The following is a 19,378-nucleotide window of genomic DNA, read 5'->3' on the forward strand; positions in this document are numbered from 1 at the left end:
GATGCTGTCTAAGCAGACAATTTAATTTTTCGTGAAAATGAGAGACAGAGCAGCATGATCAACATGCATCCTTAGAATGTCCCGAATTTGACAGGAATGCGCCCTCTCATTTATCAGGGTCTTATAACCACAAATGGATAATGGTTTATCAGACACAATACCCCTATAATCTCTGTCCCTTTTCATGTCTTAAGTTTAAGCTGGAGGAAAAATGGAGCTTAGCCGGAGGCAGTTCTTCAAGATCTGCGCGGGGGGTATGGCAGGAACAACTGTCGCATCACTCGGATTTTTATCATCGTTTTCTGCACAGGCAGAAACACGTCAATACAAACTTTTAAAAGCAAAAGAGACGCGTAATAACTGTACCTATTGTTCAGTAGGTTGCGGCATGATCATGTACAGCCTCGGCGATACCGCCAAAAACGTCAGGGAAAGTATTTATCACGTTGAAGGGGATCCTGATCATCCGGTGAGCCGCGGTTCGTTGTGTCCAAAAGGGGCCGGGGTACTGGACTATATTCATAGCGATAACCGTCTGCTTTACCCTGAATACCGTGCGCCGGGTTCGGATAAATGGCAGCGTATTTCCTGGGATGATGCAATCGAGCGCATCGCCCGGCTGATGAAGACGGATCGCGATGCGAATTTTATTGAGAAAAATGCCCAGGGGCTGACGGTCAACCGCTGGAGCACCACCGGGATGCTTTGCTCATCGGCTGCGAGTAACGAAACTGGGATCCTCGACGGTAAGTTCACCCGCGCACTGGGGATGGTCGCCATCGACTGTCAGGCGCGTTTGTGTCATGGGCCAACCGTGGCGGCACTGGCACCAACCTTTGGTCGCGGTGCGATGACCAACAACTGGGTGGATATCAAAAATGCCAATGTGGTGTTGGTGATGGGCGGAAACGCCGCTGAAGCGCACCCGGTAGGCTTTAAGTGGGTCGTTGAAGCACAAACAAAAAACGATGCCACGGTGGTGGTGGTCGATCCGCGCTTCAACCGCAGTGCTGCTGTCGCCGACCTTTACGCCCCAATCCGTGCAGGTTCAGACACCGCCTTTCTGCTGGGGGTTATCCGCTATCTGATTGCGCACGATACCGTTCAGCACGACTATGTCCGCGCTTATACGAATGCCAGCCTGCTGATCCGCGAGGATTATACTTTTAACGACGGGTTGTTCAGTGGATATGACGCGAGCAAGCGCCAGTATGATAAATCGAGCTGGTTCTATCAGCTGGACGCGCAGGGGAATGCCCGGCGTGATGAAACGCTCAGCGATCCCCGTTGCGTCTGGAACTTGCTGAAAACACACGTTGACCGCTACACGCCGGAAATGGTCAACCGTCTGTGCGGCACTTCTGTTGCTGACTTCACCCGCATCTGTGAGATCCTCGCCAGTACCAGTGTACCGGATCGCACTGCAACCATCCTCTATGCACTGGGCTGGACGCACCACTCTGCCGGGGCGCAGATTATTCGTGCGGCGGGCATGTTACAGCTGTTGCTCGGCAATATTGGTATGGCGGGTGGTGGCGTGAATGCCTTGCGTGGACACTCCAATATCCAGGGCTATACCGATCTCGGTTTGCTCTCAACTAACCTTCCGGGATACATGCCGCTGCCGTCGGAAAAACAGCCGGACTATCAGACCTATATTTCCCAGATTACGCCCCCATCGTTAGGCCTTAACGAAGTGAACTACTGGCAAAACACGCCGAAGTTCTTCGTCAGCATGATGAAAAGCTTCTGGGGCGATCGCGCAACGGCTGAAAATAACTGGGGCTATGACTGGCTGCCGAAGTGGGATCGTCTCTACGACGTGATGACCCAGGCAGAGCTGATGCTGGAAGGCAAAATCAACGGTTATATCGTACAGGGCTTTAACCCGCTGGCGGCATTCCCGGATAAGAACAAATCTTCCCGCGCGCTGGCAAAGCTGAAATACATGGTGATTATTGATCCGCTGGTCACCGAGTCATCAACCTTCTGGCAGCATCACGGGGAGATGAACGACGTCAACCCCGCGGATATCCAGACCGAAGTTTTCCGTCTGCCGTCGTCGTGCTTCGCGGAGGAAGATGGCTCAATCGCCAACTCAGGCCGTTGGCTACAGTGGCACTGGGCTGCAGCTGAGCCACCAGGCGAAGCGATGCATGATGGCAAAATTCTGGGCCGCCTGTTTACGCGTCTGCGTGAACTGTACCAGCAGGAAGGCGGGGCGAACCCGGAACCGGTGCTGAGTATGTCCTGGGCGTATAAGAATCCGCGCGATCCGCATCCTGAAGAGATTGCCCGTGAGGCCAACGGTGTCGCGCTGGTGGATCTGTTTGATGATGAAGGTCAGCCAATCGCGAAGAAGGGTCAGCAGCTCAGCAGCTTTGCCCAGCTGCGTGATGATGGTTCAACCAGCAGCTTCTGCTGGGTTTACTGCGGTAGTTGGACGGAGCAGGGTAACCAGATGGCGAATCGTGATAACAGCGATCCGTACGGGCTGGGCTGCACACCGGGATGGGCATGGTCGTGGCCAGCTAACCGTCGCATTCTCTATAACCGCGCGTCGGCCGACCCTCAGGGAAAACCGTGGGATGCAGAGCGTGCCTTATTGCACTGGGACGGCAAAAAGTGGTCCGGAATGGATGTGGCGGATTACAACGCCTCTGCACCGGGCAGCAATGTCGGGCCATTTATCATGAACCCGGAGGGCGTAGCGCGGCTCTTCTCCATCGACAAAATGAACGATGGACCGTTCCCGGAACACTACGAACCGATTGAATCACCGATTGGAACAAACCCGTTGCACCCGGATGTTATCTCCAGCCCGGTAGCCCGCGTGTTTAAAGACGATATTGCCAATATGGGCAAAGCAGATGCGTTTCCCTATGTTGCGACAACCTACTCGATTACCGAGCTGTTTCGCCACTGGACCAAGCATGCACGACTTAACGCCATCGCCCAGCCGGATCAGTTTATCGAGATCGGGGAGAGTCTGGCACATGAGAAAGGCATTACGGCAGGAGATACGGTGAAGGTGACCTCGAAACGTGGTTTTATCAAAGCCAAAGCGGTGGTGACCAAACGCCTGCAAACCTTGACCATTGATGGCCGCAAGGTCAACACCATTGGTATTCCGTGTCACTGGGGCTTTGAAGGTGCAACCCGCAAAGGCTTCCTTGCCAATACGCTGACGCCATCGGTGGGTGACGCTAACTCACAAACGCCAGAGTACAAGGCGTTCTTAGTCAACATTGAGAAGGCGTAAGGGAACCTGCGTATGTCCATGCAATCACAAGATATTATCAAACGCTCGGCAACCAACGGTCTGACGCCTCCGCCGCGGGCTCGCGATTTCAAAGCGGAAGTGGCAAAGCTCATCGATGTGTCCATCTGCATTGGTTGTAAGGGGTGTCAGGTGGCCTGTTCGGAATGGAACGATATCCGCGATGAGGTGGGTTACTGCGAGGGGGTCTATGATAACCCGATGGATTTGAGCGCCAAATCCTGGACGGTAATGCGCTTTAGCGAAACCACGCAAAACGACAAACTGGAGTGGTTGATCCGCAAGGACGGCTGTATGCACTGTGCCGAACCGGGTTGTCTGAAAGCCTGTCCGTCTGCGGGGGCAATTATTCAGTATGCCAACGGGATTGTCGATTTCCAGTCGGAACACTGTATTGGCTGCGGCTACTGCATCGCGGGCTGTCCATTCAATATTCCGCGTCTTAATCCGGATGATAACCGCGTCTACAAATGCACCCTTTGTGTCGACCGGGTCAGCGTCGGGCAGGAGCCTGCCTGCGTTAAAACTTGTCCGACGGGGGCTATTCATTTCGGTACCAAAAAAGAGATGCTGGAGCTGGGCGAATCCCGCGTGGTGCAGTTGAAAAAACGCGGTTATGGTCAGGCGGGGGTCTATAACCCGCAGGGTGTGGGCGGGACTCACGTGATGTATGTGCTGCACCACGCCGACCAGCCTGAGCTGTATCACAACCTGCCAGCTGAACCGAAAATTGATGTGCCGGTTAATCTGTGGAAAGGAGTACTCAAACCGCTTTCTGCTGCTGGTTTTATCGCTACTTTTGCCGGGCTGGTTTATCACTACATCGGTGTGGGGCCAAACAAGGAGACGGATGACGACGAAGAGGAGAACGACCATGAGTAAACGTATCATGATCCAGCGCACGACGTTTATCGACCGTGCCTGCCACTGGACGGTGGTGATCTGCTTCTTTCTGGTTGCCCTCTCCGGTATTGCGCTCTTTTTCCCGACGCTGCAATGGCTAACCGAAACCTTCGGCACGCCGCAGATGGGGCGTATTCTGCATCCTTTTTTTGGCGTGCTGATCTTCTTTGCGCTGATGTTTATGTTTGTGCGTTTCGTACATCACAACATCCCGGATAAACAGGATATTCCCTGGGTGAAGGGGATTGTTGAGGTGCTGAAAGGCAATGAGCATAAGGTGGCGGATGTTGGTAAGTACAATGCCGGGCAGAAAATGATGTTCTGGAGCATCATGAGTATGATCTTCGTGTTGCTGGCGACCGGGGTGATTATCTGGCGGCCTTATTTTGCCCACCATTTCCCAGTGAAGGTGGTGCGCTGGAGCTTACTGATCCACGCAACCGCCGCCATCATTCTGATCCACGCCATCCTTATTCATGTGTATATGGCGTTTTGGGTAAAAGGATCGATCAAGGGAATGATTGAAGGTAAGGTCAGCCGTCGCTGGGCGAAGAAACACCATCCGCGCTGGTATCGCGAGGTGGAAGCAAAAGAGAAGGGGCTGGAGTAGAGCAGTGTTGCCGGGTAAGCGTTATACCTTACCCGGCAGTGCCATCAGATATTCACCGCACTGATCAACCGCGTCTTCATGGTTTGATACGCTGAGGCCGCAAAGTCCTCCGCCCAGCGCTGGTCTTCGATCGCCTCCAGTTGAACCGCACAGTATTTTGTTTCCGGCGTTTTGGAGATTGGGTCGAGATTATCCTGTGTCAGTTCGTTACAGGCACCAATCCACCATTGATAAGTCATATAGACCGCACCGACGTTGATGCGTTCACTGATGCTGGCGCGCGTGATGACTTTGCCACGACGTGAGCGCACCCACACCAGCTGACCGTCAGCAATGCCCAGTTTGTTCGCATCGGCTGGGTTCATCTGTACACGGCCCGGTTCGTCGGCCAGGCTTTGTAGCGCGGCACAGTTTCCGGTCATTGACCGGCAGGAGTAGTGTCCAACTTCGCGCACCGTGCAGAGCACCAGCGGATAGTCTTCATCCGGCGTCTCAGCCGGAGCGCGCCAGGTGGCGGCAAAGAGCTGGCCTTTGCCGGAAGGCGTATCGAACTGATTGTCTTTGTATAAATACGGGGTACCTGGATGGTCGAGCGTTGGACACGGCCACTGAACATGGCCCATCTCACCCATTTTTTCATACGTCACGCCGTAGAACAGCGGGCACAGCTCGCGCATTTCATCCCAGATCTGCTGGTTAGATTCGTAATGCATCGGGTAGCCCATCTCCGTTGCCAGCAGGCTGATGATTTCCCAGTCGCGCTTCACGTTACCGCTGGCCTCAATCGCTTTCCCGAAACGCTGGAAGCCGCGATCGGCACAGGTAAAGACACCGCCATGTTCGCCCCAGGAGGTCGCCGGGAGCAGTACGTCCGCCACTTCAGCGGTCTTGGTCATGAAGATGTCCTGTACGACCACAAAATCGAGCGCCCCGAAACCGCTGCGTACCAGGCCCAGATCGGCTTCGGTCTGAAGCGGATCTTCCCCCATGATGTAATAGGCTTTGACCTTACCTTCCAGCGCAAGGTGCGGGACTTCGGTGATGCGTGTTCCGATGCGATCGTCCATCTTGTTCACGTCTATTCCCCAGGCATCGGCAAATTTCTGCCTGACCGCCGGGTCGGTCACGTCCTGATAGCCGGGGAACATGTTGGGCAAAACGCCCATGTCACACGCTCCCTGTACATTATTCTGCCCGCGCACAGGCCCGACGCCTACCGCTGGACGTCCCAGGTTACCGGTCAGCAGCGCCAGGCTGGAGAGGCCTTTTACCACATCCACGGCCTGGCCAAACTGCGTAACGCCCATGCCCCACATAACGGTGGCGGAAGGTGCCGCCGCGAACGTACGCATCGCCTGGCGAATGTCGCGGGCCGGAATACCGGTCAGGTGTTCGACGTTCTCGGGAGCATAATCTTTAATTGTCTGCCGGTAGGCCTCAAGCCCCTCAGTGAAACGTGCGACGTAGTTTTTGTCGTACAACTCTTCTTCCAGCAGCACGTAGCCAAAGGCATTGACCAGCGCCATATTGCTGCCGTTTTTCAGCTGCAGATGCTGATCGGCAATGCGGGCGGTTTCAATACGTCGCGGATCGCAAACTATGATTTTTGCGCCATTCTCACGGGCTTTCAGCACGCGCCGGGCGACGATGGGGTGAGAATCTGCGCAGTTGTAGCCAAATACCAGCAGGCATTTTGAGTTTTCAATATCGTTTATTGAATTACTCATCGCGCCATTACCAAGTGTTTCCTGCAGACCCGCAACGGAAGGGCCGTGGCAGACGCGGGCGCAGCAATCCACGTTATTGGTGTTAAGCACCGCGCGGGCAAATTTTTGCATCACATAGTTTGTTTCATTACCTGTCCCTCTGGAGGAGCCGGTGGTCATAATTGAGCGTGGGCCAAACTCTGTTTTGATGGCGTTGAGCCTGTGGGCGGTATAGCGGATAGCCTCTTCCCAGGTGACGGGTGTGAATGCTTCGCCTTTGTGGTAGCGGATCATCGGTTGCGTCAGGCGGGGGGTGAGCAGGCGGGTATCGTTGAGAAAATCCCAGCCGTAAAAGCCTTTCAGACACAGGGTTCCCTGGTTTGTCACGCCCTCTGCTGCTTCGGCACGGAGAATACGGTTATTTTCAACGACAAGATTTAATTTGCAGCCCGCACCACAATAGGGGCAGACGCTTGCGATTTTTTTCATCAATAACAGACCTGTTAAGAAATGAAGCGATAGTTAACTGGGTAACCCAGTCCCGTAAACGCAAGTAAGCAGGATACGTGCCAAATTTTCTTTTCTTGTTTTATAAGGGGTTATCTGTGGCGGGAGGGTGTCGTCGTCAGACTGCTCGTCAGAATTGACGATGACACGTTCGCAGGTGTCTCAAAATCTATCTTAAAAATAGGCATTTCCGATGCATATTTTAATTTGCATCTGACCTCGGCGATCTCTGTTGATAAATGCATTATTTATCAATGCATTGAACAATTAAATCCATCCCGTCAGCTTCGCCTGACAGGGTCTATGCTTAATAAAAGCAGCCAGAAAGGGCGATTTAGCCGAAAGCCCCTGCTCGCAAGGGGTTGAAGTGATAATCGTTATCACTAACATGATGTTATGCCCTGGTGGCTCAACAGATGAGGTGGAACTATGGAACTGCATTCAGAAACCTTCAATCCTGCCGACTTTGCCTGGCGCGGCTTAACGCTAACGCCAGCGGCTGCGGCGCATATCCACGAGCTGGTGGCGAAAAATCCAGACATTCTGGGATTGCGTTTAGGCGTTAAGCAAACCGGCTGCGCGGGCTTTGGGTATGTGCTGGATACCGTCACTCAGGCGGAGAAAGACGATCTGGTCTTTGAAACCGAAGGAGCCAGATTGTACGTCGCACTCCAGGCGATGCCATTTATTGATGGCACCGAAGTGGATTACGTACGCGAAGGCTTAAACCAGTTATTCAAATTTCATAACCCGAAAGCCCAGAATGAATGCGGCTGCGGCGAAAGCTTTGGGGTATAGGCGGTGCTATGTCTCGTAATACTGAAGCAACTGATGATGTGAACACCTGGAGCGGCGGACACCTTAACTACAAAGAGGGGTTCTTCACGCAGCTGCAGACCGATGAACTGGCGAAAGGCATTAACGAAGATGTCGTGCGGGCGATTTCCGCCAAGCGTCACGAGCCGGAGTGGATGCTTGAATTCCGCCTGAATGCCTTCCGTGCCTGGCTGGAGATGGAAGAGCCGCACTGGCTGAAAGCGCACTATGACAAGCTGAATTACCAGGACTATAGCTACTACTCCGCGCCATCCTGCGGCAGTTGTGATGATACCTGCGCCTCACAGCCCGGTGCGGTACAGCAAACCGGGGCGGAAAACAGCTTCCTGAGCAAAGAGGTGGAAGAAGCGTTTAATCAGCTCGGCGTACCGGTTCGTGAAGGTAAAGAGGTGGCGGTGGATGCCATTTTTGACTCCGTGTCGGTGGCGACCACGTATCGCGAGAAGCTGGCAGAACAGGGCATCATTTTCTGTTCCTTCGGTGAAGCTATCCACGATCACCCTGATCTGGTGAAAAAGTACCTCGGGACCGTCGTGCCGGGTAACGATAATTTCTTTGCCGCACTCAACGCGGCGGTGGCCTCTGATGGCACCTTCATCTATGTGCCAAAAGGCGTGCGCTGCCCGATGGAGCTGTCGACCTATTTCCGCATTAATGCTGAAAAAACCGGTCAGTTCGAACGCACCATCCTGGTGGCGGACGAAGGCAGCTACGTCAGCTACATCGAAGGGTGTTCTGCCCCGGTTCGTGACAGCTACCAGCTTCACGCGGCGGTGGTCGAAGTCATCATTCATAAAGATGCCGAGGTGAAATATTCCACGGTGCAAAACTGGTTCCCTGGTGATGGCAACACGGGCGGCATTTTGAACTTCGTCACCAAGCGAGCGTTGTGTGAAGGTGAAAACAGCAAAATGTCCTGGACCCAGTCGGAAACCGGCTCTGCCATCACCTGGAAATACCCGAGCTGCATTCTGCGCGGGGATAACTCCATCGGTGAATTTTACTCGGTGGCGCTGACCAGCGGCTATCAACAGGCGGATACCGGCACCAAGATGATCCACATCGGTAAAAACACCCGGTCGACCATCATCTCAAAAGGCATTTCCGCAGGACATAGCCAGAACAGCTATCGCGGGCTGGTCAAAATCATGCCGACGGCGACCAATGCCCGTAACTTTACCCAGTGTGACTCCATGCTGATTGGCGCAGACTGCGGCGCACATACCTTCCCGTATGTGGAGTGCCGTAAAAACAGTGCCCAGCTTGAACACGAAGCGACGACGTCGCGTATTGGAGAAGACCAGCTCTTCTACTGCCTGCAGCGCGGGATCAGCGAAGAAGATGCCATCTCTATGATTGTTAACGGCTTCTGTAAGGATGTGTTCTCTGAACTGCCGCTGGAATTTGCCGTTGAAGCTCAGAAACTCCTCGCCATTAGTCTTGAACACAGCGTCGGTTAAGGAAAGCACATGTTAAGTATTAAAGAGTTACAGGTCAGTGTGGAAGATAAAGAGATCCTGCGTGGCCTCAATTTTGACGTCAAGCCGGGTGAAGTTCACGCCATTATGGGGCCAAATGGGTCCGGGAAAAGTACGCTTTCGGCGACGCTGGCAGGACGTGAAGATTACGAAGTGACAAACGGGTCAGTCGAGTTTAACGGTAAAGATCTGCTGGAGATGTCCCCGGAAGACCGGGCGGGAGAGGGCATTTTTATGGCCTTCCAGTATCCGGTAGAAATTCCAGGCGTCAGTAACCAGTTTTTCCTGCAAACGGCGCTGAATGCGGTGCGCAAATATCGCGGTCTGGAAGCGCTGGATCGCTTTGACTTCCAGGATTTGATGGAAGAGAAGATCAAGCTGCTGAAAATGCCGGAAGATCTGCTGACCCGCTCGGTCAACGTCGGTTTCTCCGGCGGTGAGAAAAAGCGCAACGATATTCTGCAAATGGCGGTGCTGGAGCCGGAACTGTGCATTCTTGATGAGACTGACTCTGGTCTGGATATCGACGCCCTGAAAATAGTTGCGGATGGTGTTAACTCCCTGCGCGACGGCAAACGGTCGTTCATTATCGTCACCCACTACCAGCGTATTCTTGACTACATCAAACCAGACTACGTTCATGTGCTTTACCAGGGGCGTATTGTGAAATCCGGCGATTTCACGCTGGTTAAACAACTGGAGGAGCAGGGCTATGGCTGGCTTACCGAACAGCAGTAATGCACTCCAGCAATGGCACCGCTTGTTTGAAGCGCAGGGTGAAACGCGATCCGAACAGGCGCAACAGCATCTGCAGCAGATGCTGCGTCTGGGCCTGCCCACGCGTAAGCATGAAGACTGGAAATACACGCCGCTTGAAGGCCTGCTGAACGCTCAGTTTGTGACGCGTCTGGCGGATGTCAGTGCCTCCGTGCGTGATGCGCTGGCGCTGAGCGTGGATGCGGTACGTCTGGTCTTTGTCGACGGTGTGTTCCGCCCGGAACTGAGCGACGAGACACAACACAGCGGTTTTGACGTCGTCGTGAATGACGAACGCCAGCACCTGTCTGCACCGGTGCAGCCGGAGGTCTTCCTGCACCTTACCGAAAGCCTGGCGCAGTCTGTGACGCATATCCGCGTGAGGCGTAACCAGCGCCCGGAAAAACCGCTGTTGCTGATGCATATCACTCAGGGGCTGGACGGCGAGGAGATCAACACCGCGCACTATCGCCACCATCTTGAGCTGGCGGAGGGAGCCGAGGCGACGGTGATTGAGCATTACGCCAGCCTCAATGCTATTCGTCATTTTACCGGTACAAGGCTGACGATGGACGTGGCCGCCAGTGCGCATCTTCACCACATCAAGCTGGCGTTTGAAAACCCGGCAAGCCATCACTTTGCCCATAACGATCTGTTGCTGGGGCCAGATGCCACCGCATACAGCCACAGTTTCCTGCTGGGCGGGGGCGTGCTGCGCCACAACACCAGCACGCAGCTCAACGGTGAAAATACGACGCTGCGTATCAACAGCCTGGCAATGCCGGTCAAATCGGAAGTGTGTGACACGCGTACCTGGCTTGAGCACAACAAAGGCTACTGCAACAGCCGTCAGCTGCATAAAACCATTGTCAGCGATAAAGGGCGCGCGGTGTTTAATGGCCTGATTAACGTGGCGCAGCACGCCATCAAAACTGACGGGCAGATGACCAACAACAATCTTCTGTTGGGGCGTCTGGCAGAAGTGGATACCAAACCGCAGCTGGAGATCTATGCCGACGACGTGAAGTGTAGCCACGGCGCAACGGTTGGGCGGATTGACGACGAACAGATGTTCTATCTGCGTTCCCGGGGTATCGACAAGCAGGCGGCGCAGAAGATGATCATCTATGCGTTTGCCGCAGAACTGACGGAAGCGCTCTTCGATGGCGCACTTAAACAGCAGGTGCTGACGCGTATTGGCCAGCGTCTGCCTGGAGGCGAAGTATGAGTTTCCCCGTAGAGAAAGTACGGGCAGATTTTCCGGTGCTGACCCGTGAAGTGAACGGTTTGCCGCTGGCCTATCTCGACAGTGCGGCCAGCGCGCAGAAACCGAATCAGGTGGTGGATGCGGAGGCCGAGTTCTACCGCCACGGCTACGCCGCCGTGCATCGCGGTATTCATACGCTGAGCGCAGAGGCGACCCAGCGTATGGAGAACGTGCGTACCCAAATTGCCGCCTTCCTTAACGCCCGCTCGCCGGAAGAGCTGGTGTTTGTGCGGGGTACAACCGAAGGGATCAACCTGGTCGCCAACAGCTGGGGCAACGCACAGGTTCACGCGGGCGATAACATCATCATCACCCAGATGGAGCACCATGCCAATATCGTTCCCTGGCAGATGCTGTGTGAGCGTGTTGGCGCACAGCTGCGGGTAATCCCACTGAACGAAGACGGAACGTTAAAGCTGGAACAGCTGGATGTGTTGCTCGACGTGCGTACCCGGCTGGTGGCCGTTACCCAGGTTTCAAACGTGCTGGGGACTGAAAACCCGGTGGCAGAGATTATCGAAAAAGCCCACCAGGCCGGTGCGAAAGTGCTGATTGATGGCGCACAGGCAGTGATGCACCACGCGGTGGACGTGCAAGCGCTGGATTGCGATTTCTACGTCTTCTCCGGCCATAAGCTTTATGGGCCGACGGGGATCGGCGTGCTGTATGTTAAGGACGCTATCCTGCAGGCTATGCCGCCGTGGGAAGGAGGCGGTTCAATGATTGCCACCGTCAGCCTGTCGGAGGGGACGACTTACGCACGTGCGCCGTGGCGTTTTGAGGCGGGTACGCCGAACACGGGCGGTATTATCGGGCTGGGGGCGGCCATTGCTTATATCTCGTCTGTTGGTCTTGACGCCATTCAGGAGTATGAACAGCTGCTGATGCACTACGCGCTGCAGGAGCTTGCCAGCGTGCCAGATTTGACCCTGTATGGCCCGGCCACCCGACAGGGCGTAATCGCGTTTAATCTCGGGAAACACCATGCCTTTGATGTGGGCAGCTTCCTCGATAACTACGGCGTTGCGGTACGTACCGGACATCACTGCGCCATGCCGCTGATGGCGTTTTACCAGGTTCCGGCGATGTGCCGTGCATCGTTGGTGATGTATAACACAATGGAAGAGGTCGACAGGCTGGTGGCGGGGCTAAAACGCATTCACCAGTTGCTGGGCTAACGGAGAGGCACAAGATGGCAGCGTTGCCGGATAAAGATAAATTGCTGCGTAACTTCAGTCGTTGCGCAAACTGGGAAGAAAAGTATCTCTATATTATTGAGCTGGGGCAGCGTTTGCCGACGCTCAGCGAAGAGGCTCATAACCCGGAGAATATGATCCAGGGCTGCCAGAGCCAGGTGTGGATCATAATGCAGACGAATAACGATGGCGTCATTGAGCTACAGGGCGACAGCGACGCGGCGATTGTGAAAGGGCTTATCGCCATCGTATTCATTCTGTATCACCAGATGTCGGCACAGGACATTGTCGCGTTTGATGTCCGCCCCTGGTTTGAAAAAATGGCGCTGACGCAACACCTTACCCCATCCCGTTCCCAGGGGCTGGAAGCGATGATTCGCGCAATTCGCTCCAAAGCTGCAATCATTAGCTAGACTTACAGGACAGCATTCATTCTGTTTCGCGAGGTGGCTCCCGCCTCGCTGGTTTTTCAGCTTTCTGGCATTCTGCCAGTGAATAAGGAATCTCAGCATGAAGCGCGCGTCTCTAATAACTCTATTACTCCTCAGTTCTCTCGGTGCTCTTAATTCAGCCTGGGCGGTGGACTATCCATTGCCGCCAGCGGGCAGCCGCCTGATTGGGCAAAACCAAACCTACACGATTCAGGAAGGAGACAATAAACTGCAGACTATTGCCCGTCGGTTTAATACTGCAGCACAACTTATCCTGGAAACAAATAATACCATTGCGCCGGTGGATCCTGCCCCGGGCACCACTATCATCATTCCATCCCAGATGCTGCTGCCGGACACGCCGCGTGAGGGTATTGTCGTGAACCTGGCTGAGCTCCGGCTCTATTACTTCCCGCCGGGGGAAAAGATTGTTCAGGTCTTTCCGCTCGGTATAGGGAAGCAGGGGCTGGAAACCCCGGTGACGATCACCCACGTAAGCCAGAAAATCCCGAATCCAACCTGGACACCAACACCAGGCATCAGAGCGCGCTCTCTGGAGCAGGGAATTAAATTGCCGCCAGTTGTACCGGCAGGGCCAAATAACCCGCTAGGACGTTTTGCGCTGCGTTTAGGTGTGGGGCATGGTGAATATCTTATCCACGGTACCAGTGCGCCGGACAGCGTGGGTTTACGGGTCAGCTCGGGTTGCATGCGCATGAACGCACCGGATATCAAAGCATTGTTCGGGCAGGCGCGCGTCGGCACCCGGGTACAGATTATCAATGAGCCGGTGAAGTTCTCCGTCGAGCCGGATGGTAAGCGCTATATTGAAGTTCACCGTCCGCTGGCGCAGATTGAGGGGGAAAACCCACAGATCACACCAATCACCCATTCCGCCGATTTCGCGTCGTTTGTTTCTCAGTCGGGTAGTGATAAAGCGCTTATTGATAAAGCCTTGTCACGTCGGGCGGGGATCCCGGTCGCCGTGTCGGCAGGGACTGACACATCGGCCAGCAATAATGTGTTGTCGGTACAGAACAGCCGGGTGTCCGCTGCGGTTGCCGAAGGCGGGGGAGAGAAGGTCACGCAGTAGCGGTTTGACGCAGACAAAAAAAATGGCGCACAATGTGCGCCATTTTATTAACAGGTACTATTACTTACGGTATTTAGTAGCCTGGTTGTCCAGACGCTGGTTAGCGCGAGCTGCGTCGTCTTTAGCAGCCTGAACGTCGGAACGCATTGCGTTCACGTCGTTGCTCAGCTGGTCAACTTTAGCATTCAGAGTCTGAACGTCAGAAGACAGCTGATCGATTTTAGCGTTGCTGGAGCAACCTGCCAGCAGAGTAGAACCCAGGATTACCGCGCCCAGTACCAGTTTAGTACGATTCATTATTAATACCCTCTAGATTGAGTTAATCTCCATGTAGCGTTACAAGTATTACACAAAGTTTTTTATGTTGAGAATATTTTTTTGATGGGAATACGCCTATTTTTGATCGTTCGCTCAAAGAAGCATCGAATCAGACCATTTTGCGTAAAAAGCTATGTTAAAAAAGGCATTTTTCATCGGATTCATCTTAGATAATTCGCAATTAAATAGAGAAACCCGATTTGCTTTTTGAATAGATTTGGCTAATGACAGGAATAAAAAAAGCGTCCCGAAGGACGCTTCTTATCAAAAAATAATTCGTTCGGGAATTATTACAGTACGTGAACAGATGCTGTATTGGTCGTACCTGATGGAACCAGGGCACCCGAAACCATCACAACAACGTCGCCTTTCTGTGCCAGGCCGCGTTCAACGAGCTGCAGAGCCACTTCTTTACCCAGACGGTAGAAATCATCAGTAGAAGCGATCTCTTTCACCAGGTGTGGAACCACGCCTTTGCTCAGTACCAGCTGACGAGCAGTGGTTTCGTTGGTGGTCAGCGCCAGGATGGTCGCGTCAGGGAAGTATTTACGTACTGCGCGGGCAGATTTACCACCCTGGGTTGCAACCACGATCAGTGGCGCTTCCAGCTTCTCAGCGGTTTCTACTGCACCACGGCACACAGCTTCAGTGATGCGCAGTTTGCGGCTGTCGTTGTTATAGTCCAGACGGCTTTTCATCACGCGATCGGTACGTTCGCAGATGGTCGCCATGATGGTCACCGCTTCCAGTGGGTATTTACCCTTCGCGGATTCGCCGGACAGCATAACGGCATCAGTACCGTCGAGGATGGCGTTAGCCACGTCGCCTGCTTCTGCGCGGGTTGGACGTGGGTTTTTGATCATCGAGTCCAGCATCTGCGTTGCAGTGATAACCACTTTACGTGCGCGAACACATTTCTCGATCATCATCTTCTGCGCGAAGATCACTTCTTCAACCGGGATCTCAACACCCAGGTCACCACGTGCAACCATGATGCCGTCAGACGCTTCGAGGATTTCGTCGAAGTTGTTCAGGCCTTCCTGGTTTTCGATTTTGGAGATGATCTGGATCTTCTCGCCGCCGTGGGCTTTCAGATGCTCACGGATTTCAACCACGTCGGAACGTTTACGGATGAAGGATGCTGCAACGAAGTCAACGCCTTGTTCGCAACCGAAAATCAGATCTTGTTTGTCTTTTTCAGCCAGTGCTGGCAGCGCGATGGAAACGCCTGGCAGGTTAACGCCTTTGTTTTCGCCCAGGTCGCCGTTGTTCAGTACTTTACAAACAACGTTTTTACCTTCGATAGCGGTCACTTCCATGCCGATCAGACCATCGTCCACCAGAACGGTGTTACCGACGGACAGATCGCTGGTGAAGCCTTCATAGGTCACAGCAACGATTTCGCTGTTGCCGATAACAGACTTGTCAGTGGTGAAGGTGAAGGTCTGGCCTGCTTTCAGAGAAACGTCGTTACCGCCTTCCAGTTTAATGGTGCGGATTTCCGGGCCTTTGGTGTCCAGCAGGATCGCGGCTTTTTTACCGGTCTTGCTCATCACGTTGCGCAAGTTCTGGATGCGCTGACCGTGTTCTGCGTAATCGCCGTGGGAGAAGTTCAGACGCATAACGTTCATGCCGGCGTCCAGCATTTTGCTCAGCATCTCTTCAGATTCGGTTTTTGGGCCGATGGTGCAAACAATTTTCGTCTTTTTCATGACAGTCTTAGTCTTTAAGTTGGGAAGGATATGGGAATCTCGCTCCGGGGGCGCACCGCCGCGGAGTCAAACCTGTGTTGCGAAATTGGCTATGGCACGCACTAAGGATAGGTGACATCAAATGAGCGTGCAGAAGAAAGTGTGCCTGAGTTTCAGCCCAACGAGAGAGAGGAGAAGTTGTACGTTGTTTTTTGTATTCCAAGCGCTGAAACCATTCACCAGGGATTAGGCGCGCATTATACGCTGGTTTTCAGACAAAAGGAAAATGAAAACAGCGTTTCAAAAACATTCTGTGAAGATCCACACAAGATTGTTATCAAGGCGTTAAGGTATCATGACATCTTATAGCGGCAGACCGATTGCCTGCCGCATTTTGTTTAATTTTTCAGTGCCTGGTTGAGGTCGGCAATCAGATCTTTTGCATCTTCAATCCCGACTGACAGGCGGATCAACTGCGGCACAATACCGTTGGCCAGACGTTGTTCCAGCGGAATTGAAGCATGGGTCATGCTGTAAGGCTGGCTCACCAGACTTTCCACACCCCCCAGGCTTTCGGCGAGGGTAAACAGTTTCAGTTTGCGGATAATCTCTGCTGCGCGTTGCGCATCACCTTTCACCACTACCGAGATCATCCCGCCCGGCAATGCCATCTGCGTGCGGGCGAGGGAATACTGCGGGTGCGATTCCAGTCCCGGATAGAATACTTTTGCGACCTGAGGGTGCTGTTCCAGCCATTGCGCAACGGCCAGAGCGTTGGTGCTGTGCTTTTCCACTCGCAGCGCGAGGGTACGGATGCCGCGAAGCGTCAGGAAACTGCTGAACGGATCCAGTACACCGCCGACCGCGTTTTGCAGGTAGCCCAGTTTGTCTGCCAGCACTTTGTTATCACCCACCACCGCCAGCCCGGCCACCACGTCTGAATGGCCGTTAAGATATTTGGTGGCAGAGTGCACCACAATATCAAAGCCGAACTCCAGCGGTCGGTGAATGACCGGTGAGGCAAAGGTGTTATCCGCCACGCTGATAATATTATGGCGACGGGCGATTTCTGCGATGGCAGCAAGATCCGCCAGCTTAAGCAGCGGGTTGGTTGGTGTTTCTACCCAGACCATTCGCGTATCCGGGCGAATGGCAGCCTCGAGTCCCGCGACATCGTCCGGTTTAACCCAACTGACCCGCAGGCCAGTGCTGTGCTTGCGCACGTTTTCAATCAACCGATAGGTTCCGCCATAGACATCATCAATTGCGACGATATGACTGTCTTTATCCAGCAGCTCCAGCACAGTAGAAATGGCTGCGAGACCAGAAGCAAAGGCATAGCCGCGCGTGCCACCTTCCAGCGTGGCTATCGCGGTTTCCAGCGCATGGCGGGTTGGGTTGCCGCTGCGGGAATATTCGTAGCCGGTATGTTCTCCCGGTGACGGTTGCGCAAACGTCGAGGTGGCGTAAATTGGTGGCATAACTGCGCCGTGACGATCGTTAAATTCACCGCTGTGTACACTCAGGGTTGCCAGGTTTTTCATCGTTTATTCCTTTATTGTGGTAGACGGTTGCGCCAGGCGGTAAGGACATCGCTACGCGTAATCAGACCCAGAAAACGGTCACGGTCGGTGATCACTGCCACCAGACCCCGGTCGAAAAGGGTCGTCAGGGCGCTTTCCGGCGCATGTTTATCGAGAAACTCCACCTGGCGCGTCATTGCTGCTGTCACGGGAAGGGTGAAACGATCGCCGTCGCCGCCGATGTGCCGCAGCAGATCCCATTCATCGATAATGCCCACGACCTTGCCGTTATCCAGCACCGGTAACTGAGAGATGTCGTACAGACGCATCCGTGCCAGCACGGTGGAAAGCGTGTCATCCGGGGCGGCGGCGACGGTCGCGCCTTCATCGTGGCGCAGGGCAATGTAGTCAGAGAGATCGCCTGCCTGCGGGCGAGAAATCAGCCCCTGCTGGCGCATCCAGTCATCGTTGAACATTTTCGACAGATACTTGTTCCCGCTGTCGCAGGCGAAGGTGACGACACGTTTTGGCGTGGTCTGGGCCTGACAATATTTCAGCGCCGCTGCCAGCAACGTGCCGCTGGAGGAGCCTGCCAGAATACCTTCCGTTTTCAGCAGTTCGCGTGCGGTGGTGAACGCTTCGCGATCGGTGATGCGCCAGGCGCGGTTCACCCCTTCGATATGCGCCAGCGGCGGAATAAAGTCTTCGCCGATCCCTTCAACCAGCCAGGAGCCGGCATCGTGGTAGCGTCCGGTTTCCACCTGGTCGGCGAGAACGGACCCTGCAGGGTCGGCCAGCACGAATTCCGTGTGCGGGGAGTGTTCGGCAAACCATGCCTGCAGGCCGCCCAGCGTTCCGCCGGAACCCACGCCGACCACAATGGCGTCAATGTTGCCGCCAAGTTGTTCATACAGTTCCGGTGCCGTGGTGGTGCGGTGCGCCAGCGGATTGGCTTCGTTATTGAACTGGTCAATGTAAAACGCGCCGGGCAGCTCGTCCGCCAGGCGCTGGGCGTAATCCTGATAATAGGCCGGATGCCCCTTGTTGACGTCGGAACGTGTCAGCAGCACCTGAGCACCCAGCGCCCGCAGGTGGAAAATCTTCTCGCGGCTCATTTTGTCCGGCACTACCAGGATCAGCGAATACCCTTTCTGGGCGGCAATCAAGGCCAGACCGAGGCCGGTATTTCCCGCCGTGGCCTCAATAATGGTACCGCCCGGCAGCAGCAAACCGTTGCGCTCCGCTTCATTAATCATCGACAGCGCAACGCGATCTTTAATCGAGCCGCCGGGGTTTTGGTTTTCCAGCTTCAAAAATAGCGAGCAAGGGCCGGTATCGAGTTTATGCAACTGGATAAGCGGCGTCTGGCCAATCAGCTCGGTGACGGAATGGTAAATCGTCATGGTGTTTTCCTTTCAGGAGGTCATGACGGGATGATAGGGCGATGAAAAATTCCCGATAAAGAACGATTCACTGTCATTTAGAACAGAAAAGCATATTCATGCTGATTTCGGATGTCAGGATGGTGAGACGTAAAGTGCTCTGGATGTGAGGATGGCTATATCGGCATGAAATGCGGAAAAAATAACCATTTTCACCGGGGATGCCCCGTGAGATATGCAATCCGCAGATAATCATTGCTGAAATTGGTCTACTGGCTTTCTACCCGGTGATGCCGCTTCTTATTCCCTGAGGTTATAACAAATTCCTTTTTGGTCATTTAAAACCTGATATCGCCTGTTTACACTCATTTGGACATCCATACCGCTAAACCGCTATATG

16 protein-coding genes are annotated in these 19,378 nt (G+C 54.0%); 10 read left to right on the forward strand and 6 right to left on the reverse strand.

The window, feature by feature from the left end; translation table 11 throughout:
- Window positions 1–211: 211 nt before the first annotated feature.
- Genes fdnG through fdnI form a run of 3 tightly spaced genes read left to right on the forward strand, consistent with a single transcriptional unit; the run spans window position 212 to window position 4,793 of the window.
- The gene (gene fdnG, locus HV318_RS01180) at window positions 212–3,262 is read left to right on the forward strand and encodes a formate dehydrogenase-N subunit alpha (protein WP_182271172.1); all 3,051 of its coding nucleotides are present in this window, start codon (window positions 212–214) and stop codon (window positions 3,260–3,262) included.
- Between the two features lie 12 nt (window positions 3,263–3,274).
- Entirely contained in the window at window positions 3,275–4,162 is an 888-nt protein-coding gene (gene fdxH, locus HV318_RS01185; protein WP_182271173.1) for a formate dehydrogenase subunit beta, read from the forward strand.
- Complete coding sequence (fdnI, locus tag HV318_RS01190; RefSeq protein ID WP_182271174.1) at window positions 4,155–4,793, forward strand: formate dehydrogenase-N subunit gamma; 639 nt, start codon at window positions 4,155–4,157, stop codon at window positions 4,791–4,793. Before fdxH ends, fdnI begins: the two co-directional genes overlap by 8 nt.
- A gap of 44 nt (window positions 4,794–4,837) precedes the next feature.
- On the opposite strand, the gene fdhF is transcribed toward fdnI, so the two are convergent.
- Window positions 4,838–6,988, reverse strand: coding sequence for a formate dehydrogenase subunit alpha (gene fdhF, locus HV318_RS01195; protein WP_182271175.1), 2,151 nt, complete (start codon window positions 6,986–6,988; stop codon window positions 4,838–4,840).
- Window positions 6,989–7,435: 447 nt separating this feature from the next.
- Here fdhF and sufA point away from each other — a divergent pair, with 447 nt between their 5' ends.
- The 7 genes from sufA to ldtE all read left to right on the forward strand — a co-directional run bounded on the left by sufA (window position 7,436) and on the right by ldtE (window position 14,064).
- Complete coding sequence (gene sufA / locus HV318_RS01200) at window positions 7,436–7,804, forward strand: Fe-S cluster assembly scaffold SufA (RefSeq protein ID WP_182271176.1); 369 nt, start codon at window positions 7,436–7,438, stop codon at window positions 7,802–7,804.
- Between the two features lie 8 nt (window positions 7,805–7,812).
- Complete coding sequence (sufB, locus tag HV318_RS01205) at window positions 7,813–9,303, forward strand: Fe-S cluster assembly protein SufB (RefSeq protein ID WP_182271177.1); 1,491 nt, start codon at window positions 7,813–7,815, stop codon at window positions 9,301–9,303.
- Window positions 9,304–9,312: 9 nt separating this feature from the next.
- Window positions 9,313–10,059: a Fe-S cluster assembly ATPase SufC gene (gene sufC / locus HV318_RS01210; RefSeq protein WP_182271178.1), complete on the forward strand. Its 747-nt coding sequence runs from the start codon at window positions 9,313–9,315 to the stop codon at window positions 10,057–10,059.
- Window positions 10,034–11,305 carry a Fe-S cluster assembly protein SufD gene (gene sufD / locus HV318_RS01215; protein ID WP_182271179.1) on the forward strand — a complete coding sequence of 424 codons (1,272 nt, stop codon included), beginning with the start codon at window positions 10,034–10,036 and terminating at the stop codon, window positions 11,303–11,305. Before sufC ends, sufD begins: the two co-directional genes overlap by 26 nt.
- The gene (gene sufS, locus HV318_RS01220; protein WP_182271180.1) at window positions 11,302–12,522 is read left to right on the forward strand and encodes a cysteine desulfurase SufS; all 1,221 of its coding nucleotides are present in this window, start codon (window positions 11,302–11,304) and stop codon (window positions 12,520–12,522) included. The genes sufD and sufS overlap by 4 nt, the downstream gene beginning before the upstream one ends.
- A gap of 14 nt (window positions 12,523–12,536) precedes the next feature.
- Entirely contained in the window at window positions 12,537–12,953 is a 417-nt protein-coding gene (gene sufE / locus HV318_RS01225; protein WP_182271181.1) for a cysteine desulfuration protein SufE, read from the forward strand.
- A gap of 97 nt (window positions 12,954–13,050) precedes the next feature.
- Complete coding sequence (gene ldtE, locus HV318_RS01230; protein WP_182271182.1) at window positions 13,051–14,064, forward strand: L,D-transpeptidase LdtE; 1,014 nt, start codon at window positions 13,051–13,053, stop codon at window positions 14,062–14,064.
- A 60-nt stretch (window positions 14,065–14,124) separates the two neighbouring features.
- Here ldtE and lpp read toward each other — a convergent pair whose 3' ends face one another.
- The 5 genes from lpp to HV318_RS01250 form a co-directional block, all read right to left on the reverse strand.
- The gene (gene lpp, locus HV318_RS01235) at window positions 14,125–14,361 is read right to left on the reverse strand and encodes a murein lipoprotein Lpp (protein WP_001082307.1); all 237 of its coding nucleotides are present in this window, start codon (window positions 14,359–14,361) and stop codon (window positions 14,125–14,127) included.
- A 311-nt stretch (window positions 14,362–14,672) separates the two neighbouring features.
- Entirely contained in the window at window positions 14,673–16,094 is a 1,422-nt protein-coding gene (gene pykF, locus HV318_RS01240; RefSeq protein WP_182271183.1) for a pyruvate kinase PykF, read from the reverse strand.
- 7 nt (window positions 16,095–16,101) lie between these two features.
- Window positions 16,102–16,296 carry a protein YnhH gene (gene ynhH, locus HV318_RS24425; protein ID WP_419195708.1) on the reverse strand — a complete coding sequence of 65 codons (195 nt, stop codon included), beginning with the start codon at window positions 16,294–16,296 and terminating at the stop codon, window positions 16,102–16,104.
- A 175-nt stretch (window positions 16,297–16,471) separates the two neighbouring features.
- Window positions 16,472–17,617, reverse strand: a complete 1,146-nt coding sequence (locus tag HV318_RS01245) for a trans-sulfuration enzyme family protein (protein WP_182271184.1) — start codon at window positions 17,615–17,617, stop codon at window positions 16,472–16,474.
- Window positions 17,618–17,628: 11 nt separating this feature from the next.
- Window positions 17,629–18,999, reverse strand: a complete 1,371-nt coding sequence (locus HV318_RS01250; protein ID WP_182271185.1) for a pyridoxal-phosphate dependent enzyme — start codon at window positions 18,997–18,999, stop codon at window positions 17,629–17,631.
- Window positions 19,000–19,378: the final 379 nt, after the last annotated feature.

The organism is Enterobacter sp. RHBSTW-00901 (assembly GCF_014103115.1).
Lineage (GTDB): Bacteria > Pseudomonadota > Gammaproteobacteria > Enterobacterales > Enterobacteriaceae > Enterobacter > Enterobacter cloacae_P.